This window comes from Mesorhizobium sp. GW821-FHT04C10, assembly GCF_059420305.1.
Genome location: NZ_JBWKTL010000002.1, coordinates 1 through 19231, shown reverse-complemented (window position 1 = coordinate 19231; position 19231 = coordinate 1). Strand labels below are relative to the sequence as shown.

The 19231-nt window shown below is 61.0% G+C and carries 21 protein-coding genes; 1 reads left to right on the top strand and 20 read right to left on the bottom strand.

Going from position 1 to position 19231, the window contains the following annotated elements; genetic code table 11:
• Positions 1-109 precede the first annotated feature (109 nt).
• The 15 genes from AC07UC_RS33670 to AC07UC_RS33600 all read right to left on the bottom strand — a co-directional run bounded on the left by AC07UC_RS33670 (position 110) and on the right by AC07UC_RS33600 (position 13226).
• Complete coding sequence (locus AC07UC_RS33670) at positions 110-1180, bottom strand: ABC transporter ATP-binding protein (protein ID WP_494909065.1); 1071 nt, start codon at positions 1178-1180, stop codon at positions 110-112.
• Between the two features lie 40 nt (positions 1181-1220).
• On the bottom strand, positions 1221-2735 hold the full coding sequence (locus tag AC07UC_RS33665; RefSeq protein ID WP_494909064.1) for a glycoside hydrolase family 32 protein: 1515 nt from the start codon (positions 2733-2735) through the stop codon (positions 1221-1223).
• Between the two features lie 15 nt (positions 2736-2750).
• Complete coding sequence (locus tag AC07UC_RS33660) at positions 2751-3623, bottom strand: carbohydrate ABC transporter permease (protein WP_494909062.1); 873 nt, start codon at positions 3621-3623, stop codon at positions 2751-2753.
• Complete coding sequence (locus tag AC07UC_RS33655) at positions 3620-4567, bottom strand: carbohydrate ABC transporter permease (RefSeq protein WP_494909061.1); 948 nt, start codon at positions 4565-4567, stop codon at positions 3620-3622. Before AC07UC_RS33655 ends, AC07UC_RS33660 begins: the two co-directional genes overlap by 4 nt.
• A 73-nt stretch (positions 4568-4640) precedes the next feature.
• A complete protein-coding gene (locus AC07UC_RS33650) occupies positions 4641-5960 on the bottom strand; it encodes an ABC transporter substrate-binding protein (protein ID WP_494909060.1) in 1320 nt (439 codons plus the stop codon).
• A gap of 584 nt (positions 5961-6544) precedes the next feature.
• Complete coding sequence (locus AC07UC_RS33645; RefSeq protein ID WP_494909059.1) at positions 6545-6769, bottom strand: hypothetical protein; 225 nt, start codon at positions 6767-6769, stop codon at positions 6545-6547.
• Between the two features lie 474 nt (positions 6770-7243).
• Positions 7244-7948, bottom strand: a complete 705-nt coding sequence (locus tag AC07UC_RS33640) for a hypothetical protein (RefSeq protein WP_494909058.1) — start codon at positions 7946-7948, stop codon at positions 7244-7246.
• 32 nt (positions 7949-7980) lie between these two features.
• On the bottom strand, positions 7981-8472 hold the full coding sequence (locus AC07UC_RS33635; protein WP_494909057.1) for a hypothetical protein: 492 nt from the start codon (positions 8470-8472) through the stop codon (positions 7981-7983).
• Between the two features lie 2 nt (positions 8473-8474).
• The gene (locus tag AC07UC_RS33630; protein ID WP_494909056.1) at positions 8475-8816 is read right to left on the bottom strand and encodes a hypothetical protein; all 342 of its coding nucleotides are present in this window, start codon (positions 8814-8816) and stop codon (positions 8475-8477) included.
• A 54-nt stretch (positions 8817-8870) separates the two neighbouring features.
• Positions 8871-9149 carry a hypothetical protein gene (locus AC07UC_RS33625; protein WP_494909055.1) on the bottom strand — a complete coding sequence of 93 codons (279 nt, stop codon included), beginning with the start codon at positions 9147-9149 and terminating at the stop codon, positions 8871-8873.
• A gap of 3 nt (positions 9150-9152) precedes the next feature.
• Positions 9153-9428: a helix-turn-helix domain-containing protein gene (locus AC07UC_RS33620; protein WP_494909054.1), complete on the bottom strand. Its 276-nt coding sequence runs from the start codon at positions 9426-9428 to the stop codon at positions 9153-9155.
• 921 nt (positions 9429-10349) lie between these two features.
• On the bottom strand, positions 10350-10604 hold the full coding sequence (locus AC07UC_RS33615) for a hypothetical protein (protein ID WP_494909053.1): 255 nt from the start codon (positions 10602-10604) through the stop codon (positions 10350-10352).
• A gap of 42 nt (positions 10605-10646) precedes the next feature.
• Positions 10647-11258 carry a GIY-YIG nuclease family protein gene (locus AC07UC_RS33610; protein ID WP_494909052.1) on the bottom strand — a complete coding sequence of 204 codons (612 nt, stop codon included), beginning with the start codon at positions 11256-11258 and terminating at the stop codon, positions 10647-10649.
• 246 nt (positions 11259-11504) lie between these two features.
• Positions 11505-12209: an SMC-Scp complex subunit ScpB gene (scpB, locus tag AC07UC_RS33605; protein ID WP_494909051.1), complete on the bottom strand. Its 705-nt coding sequence runs from the start codon at positions 12207-12209 to the stop codon at positions 11505-11507.
• 3 nt (positions 12210-12212) lie between these two features.
• Positions 12213-13226, bottom strand: a complete 1014-nt coding sequence (locus AC07UC_RS33600; protein ID WP_494909050.1) for a DUF1403 family protein — start codon at positions 13224-13226, stop codon at positions 12213-12215.
• Positions 13227-13339: 113 nt separating this feature from the next.
• Between AC07UC_RS33600 and AC07UC_RS33595 the strand changes: the two genes are divergently transcribed.
• Positions 13340-14503, top strand: coding sequence for a site-specific integrase (locus tag AC07UC_RS33595; protein ID WP_494909472.1), 1164 nt, complete (start codon positions 13340-13342; stop codon positions 14501-14503).
• A gap of 38 nt (positions 14504-14541) precedes the next feature.
• Here the strand turns inward: AC07UC_RS33595 and AC07UC_RS33590 are convergent, their stop codons facing one another.
• The 5 genes from AC07UC_RS33590 to repA form a co-directional block, all read right to left on the bottom strand.
• Complete coding sequence (locus tag AC07UC_RS33590; protein WP_494909049.1) at positions 14542-15057, bottom strand: RES family NAD+ phosphorylase; 516 nt, start codon at positions 15055-15057, stop codon at positions 14542-14544.
• The gene (locus AC07UC_RS33585) at positions 15054-15443 is read right to left on the bottom strand and encodes an MbcA/ParS/Xre antitoxin family protein (protein WP_494909471.1); all 390 of its coding nucleotides are present in this window, start codon (positions 15441-15443) and stop codon (positions 15054-15056) included. The genes AC07UC_RS33590 and AC07UC_RS33585 overlap by 4 nt, the downstream gene beginning before the upstream one ends.
• Before the next feature lie 196 nt (positions 15444-15639).
• Positions 15640-16845 (bottom strand): plasmid replication protein RepC, encoded by a 1206-nt coding sequence (gene repC, locus AC07UC_RS33580; protein WP_494909048.1) that lies wholly within the window; start codon positions 16843-16845, stop codon positions 15640-15642.
• A gap of 155 nt (positions 16846-17000) precedes the next feature.
• Positions 17001-17966, bottom strand: coding sequence for a plasmid partitioning protein RepB (repB, locus tag AC07UC_RS33575; RefSeq protein ID WP_494909046.1), 966 nt, complete (start codon positions 17964-17966; stop codon positions 17001-17003).
• 74 nt (positions 17967-18040) lie between these two features.
• Entirely contained in the window at positions 18041-19231 is a 1191-nt protein-coding gene (gene repA, locus AC07UC_RS33570; RefSeq protein WP_494909045.1) for a plasmid partitioning protein RepA, read from the bottom strand.

Here is a 19231-nt window from a genome sequence, read left to right as displayed (position 1 = left end):
GTTCGGCGGCTCGGCCCAGACCTACAACCGGAAATCGCGCTTTGACAAGGGACGTGGTCCCATTGACCCTACCCAGGGTCGAGTTCGGCCGCGACGGCCTTGGCGGCGTCTAGCTGAAAAGGCGCTGACCCGACACCGCGTCGAAGAGGTGTGAGTATTTCAGCGTCGGGCTCAGCCTGATCTGGTCACCGGGGCGCAGCGTGACGCGGTCGCGGAAAGCCGCCACCACATCCACTGTGCCCACTTTGGCGAAGACCTGCGTCTCGGAGCCGGTTGGCTCCACGACGACCACCTCGCCGACGATGCCGCCTTCGGCGACGATCTCGAAATGCTCGGGACGGACCCCGTAGATGACGCGCCTTGGCTCATGCACCGCATCGATCTTGCCGACGGGCAACTCCATGCCTTCATCGTTGCAAAAGCAGGGATGCTCGCCGGCGGTCAGAACGCCGTCAAAGAAGTTCATGGCCGGCGATCCGATGAACCCGGCGACGAACAGATTGCTCGGCCGGTCGTAGAGCTCCAGCGGAACGCCGCACTGCTCGATACGTCCGGCATTCATGACCACGATCTTGTCGGCCATGGTCATGGCTTCGACCTGGTCATGGGTGACATAGACGGTGGTCGTGCGCAGGCGCTGATGCAGCGCGCGGATTTCGGTGCGCATCTGCACGCGAAGCTTCGCGTCGAGATTGGACAGTGGTTCGTCGAAGAGAAACACCTTCGGATCGCGAACAATCGCACGGCCCATCGCGACCCGCTGCCGCTGCCCGCCCGAGAGCTCGCGCGGAAAGCGCGTCAGCAGGCCCTGCAATCCCAGGATTTCGGAGGCTCGGCCGACCCTTTGTTCGATTTCGGCAACCGGCCGGCGCATCAGCTTCAAGGCGAAGCTCATGTTCTGGGCCACCGTCATATGCGGATAGAGCGCGTAGTTCTGGAAAACCATCGCGATATCCCGCTGCTTGGCGGGCACGTCGTTGATCACGTCGTCATCGATGGCGATCTCACCGTCGGAAATCTCCTCCAGGCCGGCGATCATCCGCAGCAAGGTCGACTTGCCACAACCGGACGGCCCGACAAGGACGACGAACTCGCCGTCATCGATCTCCACCGACAGGTTCGGGATGATCTCGACCTTGCCATAGGCCTTGTGCACATTCCTGATCGATACGTTCGCCACTCTAACCTCTTTTCTGATGCAGCCGAACCGGCAACGCCGATCACTCAGCGATGACGCCTTGGCCGGCATACCGGGTGAACAGGCCGTCGGCAGCGAGCCGCCATGCCGTGACATCCGCCCGGGCGACGTCTCCCTTCGACGAGACGACCTCGACGTCGACAGGCCCGCTGATCAGGGGGATTACCCTCGTCGCGCAGATCGTGTTGTCGATGAACAATTCGAGCACAGTGCGGTCGATGAGGACGTGCAGGTCGGTTGTCGCCGTCACACGATCCGCGGAAAACGAAAATTCGCCAATGCGGACGGACTGGCCGTCGAGCCATATCTCGAAATCGCCGCCGGCATGGCGGATGCGAATTCCAAACACGGCGCCTGGATCATGCTCCAGGCGGGCGCGGACTTCCATCGCCTGGCCATCGCGGAGATGGCCGACCGCGGCGGTCCCGGACTGTGCGAGCGGTCGGTCGAAAACAACGTGTTCGGCCCTGAGATTTTCGAGTTCCCGCACAGGGCGCTGAAGCAGCTTGCCGTCGGCCGTCACGTTGAGCTGTCGCGGCAGCGAAACGCAGCCGTTCCAGCCCGAAGTGCCGCTGAACCCTTCGACGGCGCCCCACATCACGGCGCGTCCCGCACCGTCGAACAGCACGTTCGTGGCGTAGAAATTCCGGCTCTGGTCCACGATGCCGGAGGTTTCGACGGTGAAAGTGTAGTTGGTCAGATCGAGTTCGCCCACATAGTATTCGACCTCGACATGCGGGGAGACGAGCAACACCCACTTGCCGTCGATCTTGACGAGGTTCGGGCATTCGGCGCTCGGCACGGTCTTGCGTGGATGGCGGAAAATGATGCCGCGATAGGCCCAGGACGTATAGGCTGGATCCGTCGCCTCATAGAGCGTGACGACCGGCGTGCCGCCTTCCGCGTCCACGGTGCGCCCGCCAAGGATCATGAAGGTCCTGCCGCCCTCCTTTAACAGGAATGGGTCTCGCCATTCGCGCACCAGATCTTCGCCATGTGCCGTGTCGGTCAGCAGCGGATTGCTGGGAAGAGCCTTCCACGTCATCAGGTCGGGATCGCCCAGCGCCGCCCATTGCTGGGCAGTGTCTTCGGGACGCATGTCCGGGCCGATCGCGGTGTAGATGGCCATCGGCACGCCTTCGCCATTGATCACGGTGCAGCCGAACCAGATGAAATGCTCGCCCTTGTCGATCGCCGGATAGATGGCGATCGGCAGATGTTCCCAATGCACCAGGTCCCTGCTGCGCGCGTGGCCCCAGACCGTGATGCCGCCTGTCCAATCCTCGCTGTTGGGATCCCAGACCCGCACCGCGGTCTTGTAGACCATGCCCGCCCGATGCTTGGAGGTGTGGGGGTTGAGGCTGTACATCATGTGGTACATGCCATCATGGAAGATGATGCCGTTGGGATCGTCCATCCACTGCGCCGGCGCGCGGAAGTGATATTGGGGGCGGCTCGGGTCGGCATCCGCCACCCGCGCCGCGGCGCGGATCGACGCTTCGGCGGTGTCGACGAGACATTGGAGATCTTCGGACAAAACTGATCCTTTCAACTACTTGAGGCCGGTAAGGGCGACGCCCTTGACGAAGAGATCCTGCAACGCAAGGAACATGATGACGACAGGCAGTAGGCTGAGCGCTACGGTCGCCATCAGCATCGGCCAGTCGGTGGAGAACAGTCCCTGAGCCGCATAGATGCCCAGGGTGAGCGTCTGGTGCTCATTGCTGCTCAGGAAGATCAGTGGGCGCAGGAAATCATTCCAGGTGCCGACGAAGGTGAAGATGGCCAAGGTGGTCAGCGCCGGCTTGGAGAGCGGCAGGAAAATCCGCCAGAAGATGCCCCACGGGCTGCATCCGTCGAGCGTTGCCGCCTCGGCAAGTTCCTTCGGGACGCCGATGAAGAACTGGCGCATCAGAAAGATGCCGAAGGGCGAGACTATGGTCGGCAGGATGATCGCCCAGACCGAGTCCAGCAGGTTCATCGTCCGCAGGAGGGCGAAGGTCGGCACAAGCAGCACGTGGTAGGGTATCATGATCGAAATCAGGACAATGACGAACAGCGTATCCTTGCCGGGGAACCTGAACACCCATGAGAAGGCGAAGCCCGCCATCGCGCTTGTGACCAGTGTGCCGATCAGCGTGAAGACGGCTATGAAAGCGGTGTTCCAGAGCTGCTTGGCAAAGGGCGAGGCCTCGAGCACTTTCAGATAGTTGCCCCACTCTATCGAACTGCCGACAAGCGTCGGCGGATACTGGAACACCTCGCCGGCTGGCTTCAGCGAGGTTGCGATCATCCACACGAAAGGCAGCAGCATCACAAAGGCGCCGATGCTCAGCACGATGTAGGAGAGGATGTTTCCAATCCGCAGGTTGCGGCTCTTGCTGGAATAGCGGCGCCGCCTGGGCTGTGCGCTTTGCAACGTCATTGCGAGCCCTCATTGGTCCGATTGGCACGAAACTGGATGAGTGTCAGGGCGAGCACGAAAATCGTCAGCGCCCAGCCCAGCGCGCTGGCGTAGCCCATTTTGTAGAACTGGAAACCGTTCTGATAGATGTAGTGCACGAGAACGGATGAGCTTCTGTTGGGTCCACCGCCGGTCATGACGATAACCTGGTCGAAGACCTGGAAGGAGTTAATGATGGTGATCACCGCCACGAACAGCGTGGTTGGGCGCAGCGAGGGAATGGTGATGTACCAGAGCTTTTGGAACCAGTTGGCGCCGTCGATTTCCGCCGCCTCGTAGTAGGATGTGGAAATACCCTGGAGACCGGCCAGGAACAGCATCATGTTGAAACCGATGTTCTTCCAGATGCTGGCGATCATGACCGCGGGAAGCGCCCAGGTCTCACTGGTGATCCACTTTGGACCGGCGACGCCGACAAGGCTGAGGGCCCAGTTGATGAGGCCGAAATCGGCATTGTACATCCATTGCCAGACCATCGACATGGCGACCATCGACGAGATCACCGGTAGAAAGAAGGCGGCGCGAAAAAAGCGAATGCCGTGGATCTTCTGGTTCAGGGCGATGGCAAGCAGCAGCGGGACCACCAGCAGCACGGGAACGGTGACGATGGTGAAGTAGACTGTATTCCAGAACACCTTCACCGCGGTCGGATCACGGAACATCCGGGCATAATTGTCGACACCCACCCATCTCAGCGGCCTGTTGAGATCCCAGTCCGTGAAGCTGATGACGAGCGAAGCGATCGCCGGGTAGACGGTGAAGGCACAGAACCCCAACAGGGCGGGCGAAAGAAAGACGAGCGGCCAGAACCACTTGGTGTGGGTTATGTTGCGCCGGCCGCGGGGACGGCCTCCGCCGGGCGGCGATGGCGCACGATGCCGTGCGGCTCTAGCTTCCACTTGCATTCATCTTTTCCGCTTTGTTCGCGCTGCCCCGGATGCCCGATATGCGGCACCCGGGGCCTGGGTCGTTGGGAGGTTATTGTTGCATGGCGTCGTTCACGCGCTGCTGCATCTCTGGCAGCACTTCGTCGAGCGATCGGTCCGAGTAGAAGTAGGATTGCAGCGCATCCGACGTGATGCTGTAGACTTCGTCGGTATGCTTGATCCGGTCGAACCAGCGAAGCTGGCCCTCGGTCCACAGCGACTTCATGTCGATCCAGCCTTCCGGATAGACCGACTTGTCATACCAGGTCGAAAGCTTCTCCGGCGTGTACATGGAGAGACGGTTCGGCATCCACAGTCCGCTCTTGTAGATCGGCGTGGCGAAGTCCATCGAGGTCAGATAGGTTACGAGTTCAACGGCCTCCTTGGGGTGCTTCGTACCTGACCAGACAGCATCGATATTGCACGATTCCATCGGGACGAAACCCTTGGCCATTTTCGGCGGCAGGCCGGCGCCCAGGTGGATCTTCGAGGCCGCCAGCTCCTGAAGTCCCCACGAGCCCATGAACAGGGTCGCCACGCGGCCCGTCAGGAGCAACTGAGTGGGAGAGTTGGTGGTCTCCAGGCCGATCGTTGCTGGATCGGGCGCGATGCCGGACGTGCGCAGCGCCTTGATCTTCTGCAAGGCGTCCTTGGTGGCATCGGAATCCATGCCGACGGCCTTGCTGAAGTCGTCGTTGAACCAGGTCGCGCCATTGGAAGCCAGCATTTCCTGTGTCGTGTACAGGTTCATGCCTTCCTCGAAATTCGCGGTGCCGTATTGCGTGGTCTTCCCGTCCGTGACCTTGGTAAGCTTCTGCATGTAGCCGACGAACTCGTCCCAGCTCCACTGATCCTCCATTTTGGTCGGCGGATAGGGTACCTTGGCTTCGTCGAACAAATCCTTGTTGTAATACAGGACCGGCCCGACCGTGCAGACATCGACGCCAAAGATGTGTTTCTTGCCGTCGATCTCAACCTGGATCTTGTCACGGGAGCTCGGGATGAAGTCATTGATGTCCCAGTATTTCGGGAACATCTCCGTCAGGTCCAGAATCTGTTTGTTGTCGATGAAGTCGCGCTGGTAGTCAGGATTGAGATAGAACACGTCGGGCGCTGTGCCGGCCGCCATCATCGTCCTGAGTTTCGCATGATGCTGCGCGAACGGTGCGGTGACGTATTTCACGGTGACATTAGGATGGGTTTTCCTGAAGCCATCGAGCCCAGCCTGAATGCTGGCGGATTCCAGCGGGCTCGCCTCCCAGCTCATGAACGTGAGTTCGATCTGCTCCTGGCAAAGCGCCATTTGCGACGCGAACATTAGAGGCAGCGCAAGCGCCGCCGACAAGGCAGTTTTCGTTCTGAAATTACGCACGTTTCTCTCTCCCTGGTTGACGTATGACTGTGGGGGCAACTCGGCAAACCCGAAGGCCTTGGCCCGAAGGTACTGATTGGCGCGGAACCGATTGGTTAGCGAAGGCTGCGGAGCATCGTGCCTGGCTTTTTGGTTGCTCGGCGCGACGCCGCTCCATGAACGGCTTCCGCGCGCTTGCCCGCCGGCCTCTGCCTGCCCTGAGCGTCGACTCCTCCCAAGCCACTCTCCTCCATGGCAATCATTCCCCTATAGGAGCTATTTTTGCATAAAGTGTCAACTGTTATGTATAAATCTTTGCATAATTAAGCGATATGATTGATGGCGACCCGTACCCGATGCCGCGCAGCGCCGCGCGCGCCTGCGCGGCAAGGAGATTTTTGGCACGCTCAGGAACTGCCTCAATTTCTGTCACAACAGAGCTGGCTGCCGATTGACGCGGGCGAACGCTTGTGCCCAAGGCCGCTTCGGCGCCCAGCAGCGGCACCGCATGGCCCCAACCCAGCCGTTGCGCTAGCAGGGCGTCGGGAGCCAACATCCGAAGGTGCGTGCGAAGCCACCGCGTTCGGCGACCGTGAACGCGCCCGTCAGCATGCCGACCATTCCAATGCCCGCGGAAGCTGTCGAAGATCGTCCTCCAGGTTGCTGACCACCTCATCATCGGGGGCGTAGCCGAACTCTTCCAACGCCCCGGCGAGATTTTTCAACGTCAACAACTCCTCTGCAGGCTGGGCGGCCAGCCGGCGCCAGGCGAGGAGCAAAAGTCCGGCGGGACCGACGGACAAAAAATCGCCCGGCCTTGTGAGCAGCAAGGCAGGGAGCAGCGGCTTGATGTTGTCTTCGGGCTGCGATCTTCACGGGCGATGACCTATCTTTGCCCAATGTTCATCGCCAGCCGTAGGCCGCGATCGCGACCACACCACGCGATGGGGATTTCTGCCTCAACGATAGCGGCCGCCCGATCCCCGCGATGACCTTGCCCATTTCCGGGTGCCGGTCATGCGAATTGTAGACCGCCTCGCCACCCCCAATAGCGGAGAAGATCCCCGATACCGCCCTCGCCGCACGAGGGTGAAGAAACAGACCCACAGCATGCCAGCACGGTAGCGGCTTGGTTGACTGCCTTTAGGCGCTCGCCATGGTTCGACGAGATCAGTTCGTGCCGGATTGCGGCATCGATCCGACGGGACACGAGATCGACGTTGAGCAGTGCCATGCCATTGGCTCTGAAGTCTTCGACGGAGGGCCACGTCTCGGGCCGATCGAGCTCGATCGTCGGGCGTCACTCATTCCCCGCTGGCTTCCCGCGCGGCAGCGGCGGCCAGGACCCTCTCCCCCTGATGCCTGGCCATCAGCACGGTGAGAATGGTCATGCAGGTCAGTCGAGAGACGCGTAAGAATGCATCGCACACTTCGTAATATACGCTCTCATCCTGCTTGGGATCGGTGCCGCTGATAGCCATAGTCGCCATCTGTGTTGCCGCCTCGGTCTCGGTGATCGCTGTGAAGAGATGGCGAAAGCTGAGATGAACGAAGTCGGACGTCTGCTCGTAGAGCGGCTCGATCCAAGCATGATCCTCCGCGAGTTTCTTCTTGAGGAAGGCATCGGTGAGACGCTCGGCCTTGCCGCCAGGGGCGGTAGGGCGCGACATCAGGCGGTCGAAGGTGCGCTCGCCCTTGAAGATACGCTGAACGTCCTCGTCGACGTTGTTCATCATCCTAAGGCCGTTGATCCGCATAGCGGTATCGATCTGCGTACGCAGGAGGACCGTTGCCGAAGGAAAGTTGCGCGCCTTGATCAAGATCCGGAAGGCGGTCGACTGCGAAAGCGTGCGCTGCGTGGCACCGAGGATGAAGAAATCCACGACGTTGACTGCACCCTTTGGAAGGATGGCATACGCCTTTTCGACGAGCTCTGTCTCCAGGTTCTCGATGGCGCTGAGCCGTTGCGTCAGCGTCATCGGTGTTTGCGCGCGTTCTTCGCCCGACATGTCGGATTCCTCAAAGCGACTTGTGACAGCGGCTAGTTGAGCGGCTCTTGGAAAACCGCCTCGGCATCAAGGAGGCGGAGGTTCCAAAATGCGATCGCCTCGTGAATGTCCGGCATCACGAGACGGCCCTCGGCGTTCCTGAGCCTCTGGGCATCCATGGTCGTCACAATCGATACCATATCGGGCATCGAAGGATCAGCCACAACGGCCGGCGACTCGAAGGCGTCATCGCGTAGCTCAAGGCCGCCTTTGAACTGCTTGACCAAGTCGTTGCGCGTGGGTTCAATGAAAGTTTCGAAGATCGGAGCCCGTTTCCACTCTTTCCACCTGGCATCGGCCCATGTTTTGCGTTTGGGGGTGTTGCAGTCGACCTTCTCGAAGACATGCCCGACGGACCTCAGAAGGGTGATGATGGCGATGTACTGCGATTGGAACACGATGATGGGCTGCATGATATTGCTCGACCGCTCGAACTGCGCGACGAGGGTCTTGATGAAATCGAGTTGTGCGCGGGCAACCAACATGGTCACAAGGCCCTGAAGGCGGATTCGACGTCAGCGGCAGGCGTGCTGTTGTCGAAACTATGGAGGACGGCGCCAGTCTGGGTGCGGTCTCTGATCTCGATCTTCTCTGTCTCGTGGTTGTAGGCAAACACGTAGGTATTCCCGCCGATCTTGGCCCAGAGCATATTGGCGGGGGTGCCGGCGAAGCTGCGAATTCGGGTGGAATCGGGTTCGCCGCGCCAGATGATCCCGCCCAGGATGGCGAGCGCGATGCCCTTCACCGCACCGGCATGATGGTCGGCGCGGCCCATGACGCCCTCGGCGTAGGTATGCAGTTCCTCGACGTCTTTGGCAGTGATGGCCAATATGTCCTCCCGTTCGGTCAGCGTGGTCGATTGGCGCCCCGTCAACGTCAGCGTCTACTGGCGGATGAATCGACCCGGGCGATTGCCACGATTGTTGCAGATGTAGGTGTTGCCGGTAGCTTGGCTCGACAGCATGACTGAGCCGCGCCGGGGCTGAAGGACAGCCGCTACAGCCGCCGTAAAATCGGACCATGACATGCCACGCGGACGCTCGATCACGAGCGAGGTCTTATGCGGCAGGACATGCGCCTTAAGCCCCAGCCTGCGCAACATTTTCGCCGCGATGCGGATGTTGTCGCGGATGACCCGGTTGAATTCTCCGAAGTACCTCATCTCTCACTCTTCCTCTTCGTCATCGGTGGCAAACGAGATGGATACGGACGCAAGTCCGTTGCTTGGACTGAAGCCGACAAGCACGCCCTGGCGCGTCAGGGCCTTCCTTATCGCCTTGAGTGTTGCGGGCCGACCTTCCCGTCCTCGCTCCACATTGGAGACCGTCGCCGCGGACACGCCAGCCTCTGTGGCAAGCGCGGCCTGATCGAGCCCGGCCAACATACGGGCTGCGGCATAGGTTCGACCGCGGGCTTCGGTGTTCGTCAGGCTAAGCGGCATCGCTCATCTCTTCCGCCTACTTAGTGTAAATTTACATTTTTCTATATATAGAACAAATTTTGTGAATGCAAGCTATTTTGAAATCGCAGGTTTTCACCTTGATGGGCTCGACCTTCAAGGTCGGATCAACAAGGTCGCGCGGCTTGAAGTCCTTCGGCAGGCTGCGGGATTGGGCCGGGTCCACTGTGATGGGCCTCGTCACCCCTGCGGAGCGGAAGGGGGAATGGCGAGCCGCGTTTGCCGACAGTGGCGAACTCGGCCGAAAGGTCGGTGAGCTGGTGGGCGACTAGATGCTCCACGCCTCCCCTCGCGCTGCTTTGCGCGAGGGGAGGCGTGGAGCGCTACTGGTCTCGACCGGCGGAGTCGCTCCCACCGCTTTCCGCGCCGAGGTTCATCAGGACTCCATGCGCTTGGCGGACCAGTCAAGATCATTACGAGTTGCCGCTTACTTTACCAAGCGAATGTCCGGCTTATGGCCCGAAGAGCTGCCCGTTCTCAGGGTTCTGTTCGAAGGTACGGTTTGACCTGGGAGGGGCTATCCCGCGACTGCCTGGTCCGGAGCGAAGACGTGGGGCAGGTAGTTCATCAGCGTCTGTGGGGCAATTTGGGAGCCGGCTCCAGGGCAACGGCAGGTCGACCATCACAATGACGGTGAGATCCTGTGGGCCGCGCCCGCGTGGCTTGACTGCACGCTTTCCCTGCTTTCAAGCGGCTCGTTTACTCAATCAAGCGTTCAAAATACGGATCGACGCAGGAGTATGATGAAACAACAGGGGTCACGGCGGTGTTCGTTGGCCTCAGGACCGACGCAGCCGAACCTCGCACCTGGTACGCCAAGAAAGCCTCACGCCAAGAGAACTGAGCCCGATCTTGCAAACCAATGCATGTTGATGCCTTCATTCGCGGAAGCTTGAACGTCCGCTAGCGATGCTCGGTGCCCAATTCTCCCCAGGCCGCGTCCCACAAGTCCTCGCTCTCGACCGCAACCACAGCCGTCGTTTTTCGATATTCGGTGAGCACCTCCGCTGCCGGCCGTCGCCGGTCCGTCACCGCATCCGCGTAGCCTGTTTGTTCATGGCCGTCAGGTTCGAACCATTCCATGCGTTCGACGCTCGCCATGGGATCGCCCTTCGTCCCGCGCGAGATCCTGATGATAGCCGAGCCGCCGAAATCCATAATGTCCGCATCCATAGCGACGCGTCGCCACCGCCTAGCCATCTAACTCTCCACACCCATCTTGTTCCACGGTGGCTGGATCATTTTGATTAGCCCGGCTTCTAGCCCAGCGGCCGTGATCACCGGCAAGCCGTTCCACTCGAGCGCAGGAGGCATGGCGATGTAGATCTCGACGACTGTGCCTGCTGTTACGTGTTCGTTGATAATCTGGTTCACGCGGGCGCTGGTTTTTTGTCCGGCCTGGCCGAGCCGGTAGTTTGACATGCGGCTGCGGATGCCAGCCCGACTTACGCCGATGTACTTGATGATACCGTCGACCACGAACACGTAGACGCCGGCGTCACGCGGTGCGGAGGTGTCGAGCCCGATGCCGCCTGCGCCGTCGGCCACCCACATGCCCAGGCGCTCGAATCCGGCCTCCGCGAGCACGTCGATCGCGACATCGGCGCGAACCTTCGGGATCGGCTTTGACTTGGGAACAACGACAAGGCCGCGCTGGAGGCCGCCTTCGATGCCGGCGTCGACCGCCACCTTGCGGACGTGTTGGTACCGGATGTTGAGGAAGTCCGCGACCTCCGTCCGCATGTACCCTTCGTGCAACAGCGCGCGGATCTTCTCGCTCTTGGTCTCCAACCCTGCGATGACAACAGTCATTTCACGCTTCATTGGTGAAGAAGCTGCGAGATCAGCTCATCTATGTCAACTGCTTCCACGGATGGCGTTGGCGGCAGCTTGTATCCAGACACGCCGAGCTTCCCAAGCCTTTGGCTTTGCGTGCATCCGCTCTCCCTGCAAGCCATTGGCCGGCGGCGCTACCCGCAGCTAGCCCTAGCGTCGCACGTGCTCCATACGACACGACGTGTTCGTGCACAGCGTGAGGTCGCTTCCGTGACATGTCCGTCATGCTGAAAGAGCCTCATCATCGTGGCCTTCTTCATCCTCGTCGGTCGTCTCGCCGACCGGCATCGCATCCGCAGTGGGGCAGTTTCGGTTCAACAAGCCAGCGTCTTCAAGGGCTTCCAGTTCGGGCAGGTCGCGCAGCGTGTCGAGCCCGAACTGCAGCAGGAACTCTTTGGTCGTGACATAGGTATAGGGAGCGCCAGGTGTCGGACTTCGCGGACCGGAGGTTATCATGCCCGAACCGCGGAGATGGCCGATCAGATCGCGAGAAATCTCCTTGCCGAAGAACGACGACAGTTCTCCACGCGTGATCGGCTGGAAGTAGGCGATGTACATCAACACGAGCACTTCGGATTGTGTCAGGTCAACGGCTCGCTCGTTGGCGCCGACCGCGGTCTGGATGGCATCGGAATAGGCGGGCCGGGTCAGATGCTTCCAGCCGCCGGCGACGGCGACCAGGTCGTAGGGCCGGCTGCGCAGCTCCTCGCGGATGTCGTCGATCAAAAGGTCGATGCTGCAGCTTTTCCCAACGATGCGGACAAGCGTCTCGCGCCTGACCGGCTCGCTGGCGGCGAAAATCGTCGCCTCGACGCGGTTCATCCATTCGCGCCAGCGCGCTTCCGGCGGCAGGTGATCCAGCTCGCGGTCGAACAGATGGTCATCTGATCGACCTTTCCCCCTTTTCGCACGCGTCGCGTCAACCATCGATCACAACCCGTAGATCCGAAAGGTCGGGCGGCCAGACAGCTCGCGCACCGCCCCGAGCTCGAGCAGCCGGTCGAACAGCCGGCGCAATCCGCGATCGCTCATGCCGGTCTTGTTGTCGCCGCGCGAGGCGACGACGGCGTCATCGCCGAGAAGCGTCTCGATCACCGCGCCGGCACCTTTTGCCCGCAATTTCGGCGCGACCGCGATGAGCCGCTCCGCGCGGCGACCGAGCTCGCCCGCAAGATCCACCGCCTGCAGCGCCGCCCGCGCATAGGCGGTGAAAATGCGTTGGCGCGATGCCGGCTGCGCTTGCCGTTGGTCCCCTTGCGACAATCGATCGCTGGCTGTTGACGGTGGGGAGTAAACGCCGAGCAAAGGGACCGCGCGCGCCCACCCGAGCCGGCCGGCGACAATGGCGTCGGCCAGCCATGGCCCGAGGTCACGCGCGACGCGCTGACTATGGCGCTCGAGCATCGCGATGGCGTCGGCGGCCGCGCCGACCGCATTGGCGTGTGCGCCAGCAAGACCCTTGATCTCGTCGCCGAGACGCCCTGCCGCCTCCTCATCAATGAGACTGCCGAGATCTGCGGCGACCTCGCGCAACACCGTCTCGCCAGCCAAATGAGCCACAGGACGCGAGGCCAGCCTGCGCCAGACCAGCAGCATCCGGCCGGCTGGCCCAACGTCGTCGCCGGGACGGGTGAGCAGCAGCGCGTCGCGCAACGCCGCGGCGTCCTCCATGCGGCCAGCGCGTTTGGCCGTTCCCGCCGCCGCCGCGAGTGCCAGACGCTGCCCCCAGGCGCCGGCCCATTTTTCGTTGCGGCGCACGAGCGCATCGAGGGCAGTCAGCGCTGCGGCAGCGGCAAACGCGGCATCTTCAAGCGATTGCGGGGCGGCCGCCGCGGTGCGCAGCCATGTCGGCACCGGAGCGGCCGGCGCAACCGGGCCTGAGCTCGCGGCGGCCGCCGGGGCATGGTGGACCGTTTTCGGGTGGAGAATCATCCCGGAGAGCATGAACCAGCGCGGCGCTTATGGCAACGGTTCTTGCCAGAAACCGCCGCGCCTGTCGTCGGCTAGGAACGAATGATAATGTTGCATTATCGTTCGTTTTTAGCCATACATGCGTAATGGCCCCTATCGTCGACCAAAGCACCGAAAACCACGCTCAGGAGAGCGCGGCACCGTCCCACAGCACGCCGGCGACCGTCCGTTCTCCCAGTTCCTTGGCGTCGGCCGACGATCTGCCTGACATCGTCGATATCGTCATGGAAATGGGGCGGAGGTCAGACGAGCCGCACGTTCCCCCTCCCCTGCCCGCGCATATGGAAAAGCTTGCCGATCGCGCCCGCGATTATGTCGAGGCGGCGAGTTCAGCCAACACCCGTCGCGCCTATGCCGCCGACTGGAAGCATTTTTCGGCTTGGTGCCGGCGTCAGTCCTTTGACACCATGCCGCCGGACCCGCAGATTGTCGGGCTCTATATCACGGCCCTGGCTTCTGGGTCGGGACGGGAGAAAAAAGCGGTTTCGACGATCGAAAGGCGGCTTTCGTCCCTCAGCTGGAACTTTGCCCAGCGCGGCCAGCCGCTCGACCGAAAAGATCCTCACATCTCAACCGTGCTTGCCGGCATTCGCAATACCCACGCAAAACCGCCGATCCAGAAGGAAGCCATCCTGCCGGACGACCTGCTGGCCATGCTGGAAACGCTCGACCGCGGCACTTTGCGGGGTCTGCGCGACCGGGCCATGCTGTTGCTTGGCTTCGCGGGCGGGCTGCGGCGCTCCGAGATCGTCGGTCTGGATGTTGCCAGGGATCAAACCGAGGACGGCTGTGGCTGGATCGAGATTTTGGACAAAGGCGTTCTCCTCACATTGCGCGGTAAAACCGGCTGGCGCGAGGTTGAAATCGGCCGCGGCTCGGCCGACAGTACCTGCCCCGTTTTTGCCCTGCAAATCTGGCTGAAATTGGCGCGGATTGGCCATGGACCGCTGTTTCGGCGCGTCACCGGCCACGGCAAGGCCGTTGGCGCCGATCGCCTGAACCCGCAAGAGGTCGCAAGGCTGGTCAAGCGGGCGGCGCTTGCTTGCGGTGTTCGCAGCGACCTGTCCGAGGGTGAGCGAGGGGCACGATTTTCCGGCCATTCCTTGCGCGCCGGTCTTGCCTCATCGGCCGAGGTCGACGAGCGTTACGTTCAAAAGCAGCTTGGCCATGCCTCGGCTGAAATGACCCGCCGTTATCAGCGGCACAGGGACCGGTTTCGGGTCAATCTTACCAAGGCGAGTGGTCTGTAGCTCCTCCCTGCCCTTCGGGATCCCGACGCCACCCCCTATCACCAGGACAGCTGATCCTTGGGCAGCCGGCCGCTCGGGTCGAATACCGCGACCTGGTGGGGCAGATCCTCGCCCCAATCCCAAAGGACCAGGTTGCGATCCTCCATCTCTGCCCTCGGCGCGAAGCTCGGAACCACAATGCCGGCAACATTTCGAGGTCGCAACCGGTCGTAGATGGACCAGGACGGCGGGCGCGCTCCGTCGCTGAGAGCCGCCGCCCAGGCACAGGCCATCTCATCAAGCGTCACAGAAAACGCTCCCCTCCCCTCTTCGGTTGTCAGATCCGCGATGTCCTCACAATCGATTTCATAAGAACAAAGCACGCACGGGTCGATCCGCTGTGCGAAGCCTTGGTTGGCTTCCTTGATCGCTGTCATGATGGTCAGCGCCAGATAGAGCGCCGGCACGCCTTTGGGATTGAATCGGGCCCCTCGGATCGCCGCTCCTTCTCCGGAAGTCGGCTTGAATGCCCAACGTGGATCATGTGCGCGGAAGCAGGTTCCGACAAACCTCACGCAAAACCACCAACGGCCATGTGATCGAGATAGTCGCGGACCGCTGCTGCCTTGCCATCCTTCACCAGCGCCTCGGCGGTGCGTCCCCCAAATGCCGGAAGCGGCTGGGCCCGATACCAAGCCATGGCCTGCTCCTTGCCCCCCGCCCAATCCGTCACGCGGCTGATAATCTCGAGCATTTCGCGCAAACGCCCCTGGGTCTTTACCCCAGCACTGCGCTCTGACCGGTAAAGGGTCTCACGAGCAAGGCCTGCGGTCTGGGCCAACTGGCCCTTGGACATGCCAAAACCGTCAGCGACCTGTTCGATTGCAATCTTCCCGTTCCGGTCCATGTAGGACAAGACAAGAGGTCCATTTTGCTCGGGGTTTTTGAGTGCCTGGCCCATAAAACGCATATACCATATCAAGAGTCATATTTATTGTGCAGAAGATATGGCACTTGCCGGCAGCTTTCAAGCCAAGATCGGCCCGCCATAGCGACCGCATCGCAATGGCGCCAAAGGGCTCAAGGGCCCTTGCCGGCAAGGCACGCAATCGGTCTCGACAAGTGCGTTGCACCCGTAGCCTCACAGTATCCCCCGCCTATCCGGTCATCCGAGCTATGGCGCCATTGGCCTTCAACGCCGCCATGAGCATCGGTCCGACCGAGAACTCCCCTACCCGCGCCTTCTCGGTCAGCACCCGCAGATAACCGCCAGCCGAATTGATGTGCTGGGTCCTCTGCAGGATGCAGGCAATCACGATTGCAGCAACTTCCTGGCCCATCACGTGGCACGCCTCCTCATAGGCGGAGGGCGAAACGCCGAGGTAACCTCGCACCTGGGCGGCTGTCATCATCAGGTCGCGCCAGCTTCCGATCCCGTTGACGGCATAGTCGACGATTTCGGGACAGGCCCGCAACACCAATCCAATTGGGTAGCCTTTCGGCTTCTCGGCCGGAACGGCGCTTGGCTCAACGGCCGCCCTGCTTTTTTCGAAAGCCGGTTCAAATACAAAGGTGGAGTCTGTGTTTGAATCAGATTGCTGCCGCTCGTTTTGGGATTCATTGGCGCTTGGATTCGTGGAATTCATGAAGCTTTCCAGCATGCTGTCCACTTGGTCGTGAAGCACCGTCAACTCTGCGACGATGCCCTCGAGCTCAGCGAGCCCTGCCCGCCTCGGAATTGCCTCTGCGATGGCCCGAAACCGCCTCCAGATGGCTCCCCAGTCGCCAGGGACTCTCTCCTCGATCGCGGCCTCGACAAGTTTATGGATATCGCGCCGATGCAACGTGATCCGCTCGCGCATCAATTTCAGCGCGAGGTTGTCGGCGCGGACCTGCTCGGCCGCGCGCTGAAACTCCACTGCCCGTGTCAGCAGTGGCGCCAGCGAGAACCCGAACGCCTCGACAACCGACCCGCCCTGCCCTTTCCGAGCAAATCGTTTGCCGTTGGGGCTATCGCGGCGGATGATCAGCCCGCAACTCACCAGCTCCGCCAAATTTCTGCGCAACGTGGAATCGGCCATGCCGTGTGCGCGCAGCGACAATTGTGCGTTTGAAGGAAAGACCATCAGGCCGTTTTCTTCGCTGATCTGGTCGTCCGGATAGAATGACAACAGCCCGCTCAGCACGGCCAAAGCGCGGTCTCCAACGCCGATGATCGACTTGCCCTCGCAAAGCCAGCGATAGACCTGCCATTTCTCCACCAAGGATCCTTGCGAGATCTCTCGGGATGCCGCGTTGGCTTGCACCAGGGCAAGCGTCATCGGCCGCCGCCCAAAGGGCGTCGTAGCGTATTGCCTCTCCATTTCCTTCACCCTCGATCAGGCAAAAGAACTCTGCTCGCCGAAACGGCGCCAACGACTCTTGACAGTGATTCGGGGAAATGCGATTCTCAGCTTGCTACAGACGTGAGAAGGGCTTCCGCGACGGTGACGTTCGGGGGCCTTTTTCTTTTGCGGTTTCAGTCTCCTGTTTTCTTCGCCATGTCCGATTTCCGGAAAGCCTCGAAGAGCTCATCCAGCCGCTCGGTGATAAACGCGCCAAACGGCGACGCCTCTTTCGACTTCAAGGCAAGCGTGAAGACGCTCCCCGTATCGGTGATTTTGGCGCGAACTGACTTGTCAGGCGGCGCCCAAGCCTTTTCTCGCCCCTGGGACGATCCGCTCCGCCGCTTCGCCGGCGCACGCAGAGCCTCGGAAAGATGAGAAAACCGTCCGTCACTGTCGAGCTTGGCAAAATCGCTGCTCTTCACGTGCTCGGCCGCCCTGCCCGCGTTGCTTGGCAACTCCATAAGCTTGGCAAGCTGCCACCAGCGATCACGTCCGATTGCCTTGGCGGCGCCGACCGCCAAAATGATCGGCTCCGGAACGTTGGCGGTCACGGAGCGCATCTTTGAGTAGGTGGTGTCGTCGAGCCCCAAGGCCGACTTCACAGTGTCGGCCGAATGTCCCCGCTTGAGGACGCGATCGGCAAACAGCGTCCGCTCGATGAACGACAGATTCTCCCTGGCGGCATTCTCCTGGCCTTGGGCGATGACATGGTCTGCATCGTCCATCGTTTTGACCACGGCACGCACGGGCCGGCCAAGCTGGCGGGCAACCCTGACACGCCGGTGGCCAAAGACCGTCTGGTAGCGACCTGACGCGTGAGGATGCGGTCTGACCAAGACCGGTGAATCCTGACCGCGGTCACGAATGGCTGCAAGCAGTTCCTGGAACGCTTGGTCGTCGTCATCGAGACGATCCGAAACGAAGGAGCCATCAATCAGATCCGGATTGAGATCGACGACCGATCCCTTCGAGAGTTCCTCGAAAGACTGAATGATGGAACGCGACGCACCGCGCACGGCATAGCCCGACACTTCACGCGTGTCGGCAACAGCGACCGCAGGCCCCATCACGCTACCGAAAATGTCCTTGCGCGCCATTCACTTGCTCCGATTTTGGTCTAGTCGGCTGATTCTGCGCGTTAATTTGCCAGTATTTACTGCCGTAAAACCCGTCATGACCGCCCCCACGCACGATGGATGAGGGTTGCGATCTCAGCATTCACAGCATCCAGGGATTCGAGCGCCCGGTCGTAGGTTGACCGGGTGAAGGCCGATTTCTCGACCTCGTAAAGCGTCTGCTTCGTCAGTCCGGCATCCGAAATTGCCGTCGACTTCAGCATCGGGTTTTCCAGGATCTGGCCGGCCAGCATCGATTGCATGAAACCAACCATTTGTGCCTGCGGGATATCGGTCGGCTCGTAACGGGTGATTAGGTAGCGAAACCAATCAAGTTCTATCGCCGCGCCGGCGGCCTTGATGGTTTTCAAGATACCGCCGAGCATCAGCAGGAACTGGCTCATCGACATCAGGTCGAGCATCTGAGGATGAACGGTGATGAGCACCGACGTCGCCGCCGACATCGCCGTCAAGGTGAGATAGCCAAGCTGTGGCGGACAGTCGATGACAACGACGTCGTAGCGCGCCTCGACTTCCGCCAACGCCCTCGCCAGCCGCGTGAAAAACTGGCGACCGGCAGTGGAGGATTTGTCCTGCATGGCCAGCGGGGTGTCGTATTCATATTCCTGCAATTCAAGGCTGGCCGGGATGATGTCGAGGCCAGGGAAATTCGTCGGCACGATCACGTCGGCAATGGCTCGACGCTCCTCATCGTAGCGGATGGCCTCATAGAGCGACAGATTGCGATCGAGCTCCGGCTGAAAGCCATGCAAGGCCGATAGTGAGGCCTGCGGGTCAAGATCGATTGCAAGCACCCGGTGCCCGGTGAGCGCGAGATGTTGAGCAAGATGGGCCGCGGTCGTTGTCTTGCCGCTGCCGCCCTTGAAGTTGACGACCGCAACAACCTGAAGCTTGTCGCCGGGCTTGCGATGCGGGACGTATTTCTTGACTTCGGTCCTGCCATGACGGTCGAGGAAATGGCGAAGTTCAAGCATCTGCTCAGCCGTATAGGAGCGGCGACCCGAGGGGATTTGCTCAGGCATTGGCCCCTTGCCTTCCAGGTGAAGGCGCTTCAAGTTGTTTTGCGACACCCCAAGATAATGGGCGACTTCCGCCATCGAGAAGGATCGAAGCGTCTTTGTCGCGTTGGGGGGAAATTTCTCCATACGCAGCTGGTTCAGCCGCCTGGATATTTCGGCCCCTTGTTCGAGGATCTTGTCGTCGAACTCAAAGCGTGGAAGCCGCAT

Excerpts from the sequence above, each read along its gene's own strand:
- AC07UC_RS33655 (WP_494909061.1), bottom strand. The coding sequence starts at position 4,567 with ATGCAAGTGGAAGCTAGAGCCGCACGGCATCGTGCGCCATCGCCGCCC.
- AC07UC_RS33585 (WP_494909471.1), bottom strand. The coding sequence starts at position 15,443 with ATGGGCCAGGCACTCAAAAACCCCGAGCAAAATGGACCTCTTGTCTTG.
- AC07UC_RS33610 (WP_494909052.1), bottom strand. The coding sequence starts at position 11,258 with ATGACTGTTGTCATCGCAGGGTTGGAGACCAAGAGCGAGAAGATCCGC.
- AC07UC_RS33640 (WP_494909058.1), bottom strand. The coding sequence starts at position 7,948 with ATGTCGGGCGAAGAACGCGCGCAAACACCGATGACGCTGACGCAACGG.
- AC07UC_RS33600 (WP_494909050.1), bottom strand. The coding sequence starts at position 13,226 with ATGCTCTCCGGGATGATTCTCCACCCGAAAACGGTCCACCATGCCCCG.
- AC07UC_RS33660 (WP_494909062.1), bottom strand. The coding sequence starts at position 3,623 with ATGACGTTGCAAAGCGCACAGCCCAGGCGGCGCCGCTATTCCAGCAAG.
- repC (WP_494909048.1), bottom strand. The coding sequence starts at position 16,845 with ATGGAGAGGCAATACGCTACGACGCCCTTTGGGCGGCGGCCGATGACG.
- AC07UC_RS33595 (WP_494909472.1), top strand. The coding sequence starts at position 13,340 with ATGGCCCCTATCGTCGACCAAAGCACCGAAAACCACGCTCAGGAGAGC.
- AC07UC_RS33620 (WP_494909054.1), bottom strand. The coding sequence starts at position 9,428 with ATGCCGCTTAGCCTGACGAACACCGAAGCCCGCGGTCGAACCTATGCC.
- AC07UC_RS33635 (WP_494909057.1), bottom strand. The coding sequence starts at position 8,472 with ATGTTGGTTGCCCGCGCACAACTCGATTTCATCAAGACCCTCGTCGCG.
- AC07UC_RS33625 (WP_494909055.1), bottom strand. The coding sequence starts at position 9,149 with ATGAGGTACTTCGGAGAATTCAACCGGGTCATCCGCGACAACATCCGC.
- AC07UC_RS33615 (WP_494909053.1), bottom strand. The coding sequence starts at position 10,604 with ATGGATTTCGGCGGCTCGGCTATCATCAGGATCTCGCGCGGGACGAAG.
- scpB (WP_494909051.1), bottom strand. The coding sequence starts at position 12,209 with ATGGTTGACGCGACGCGTGCGAAAAGGGGGAAAGGTCGATCAGATGAC.
- repA (WP_494909045.1), bottom strand. The coding sequence starts at position 19,231 with ATGCGGCTTCCACGCTTTGAGTTCGACGACAAGATCCTCGAACAAGGG.
- repB (WP_494909046.1), bottom strand. The coding sequence starts at position 17,966 with ATGGCGCGCAAGGACATTTTCGGTAGCGTGATGGGGCCTGCGGTCGCT.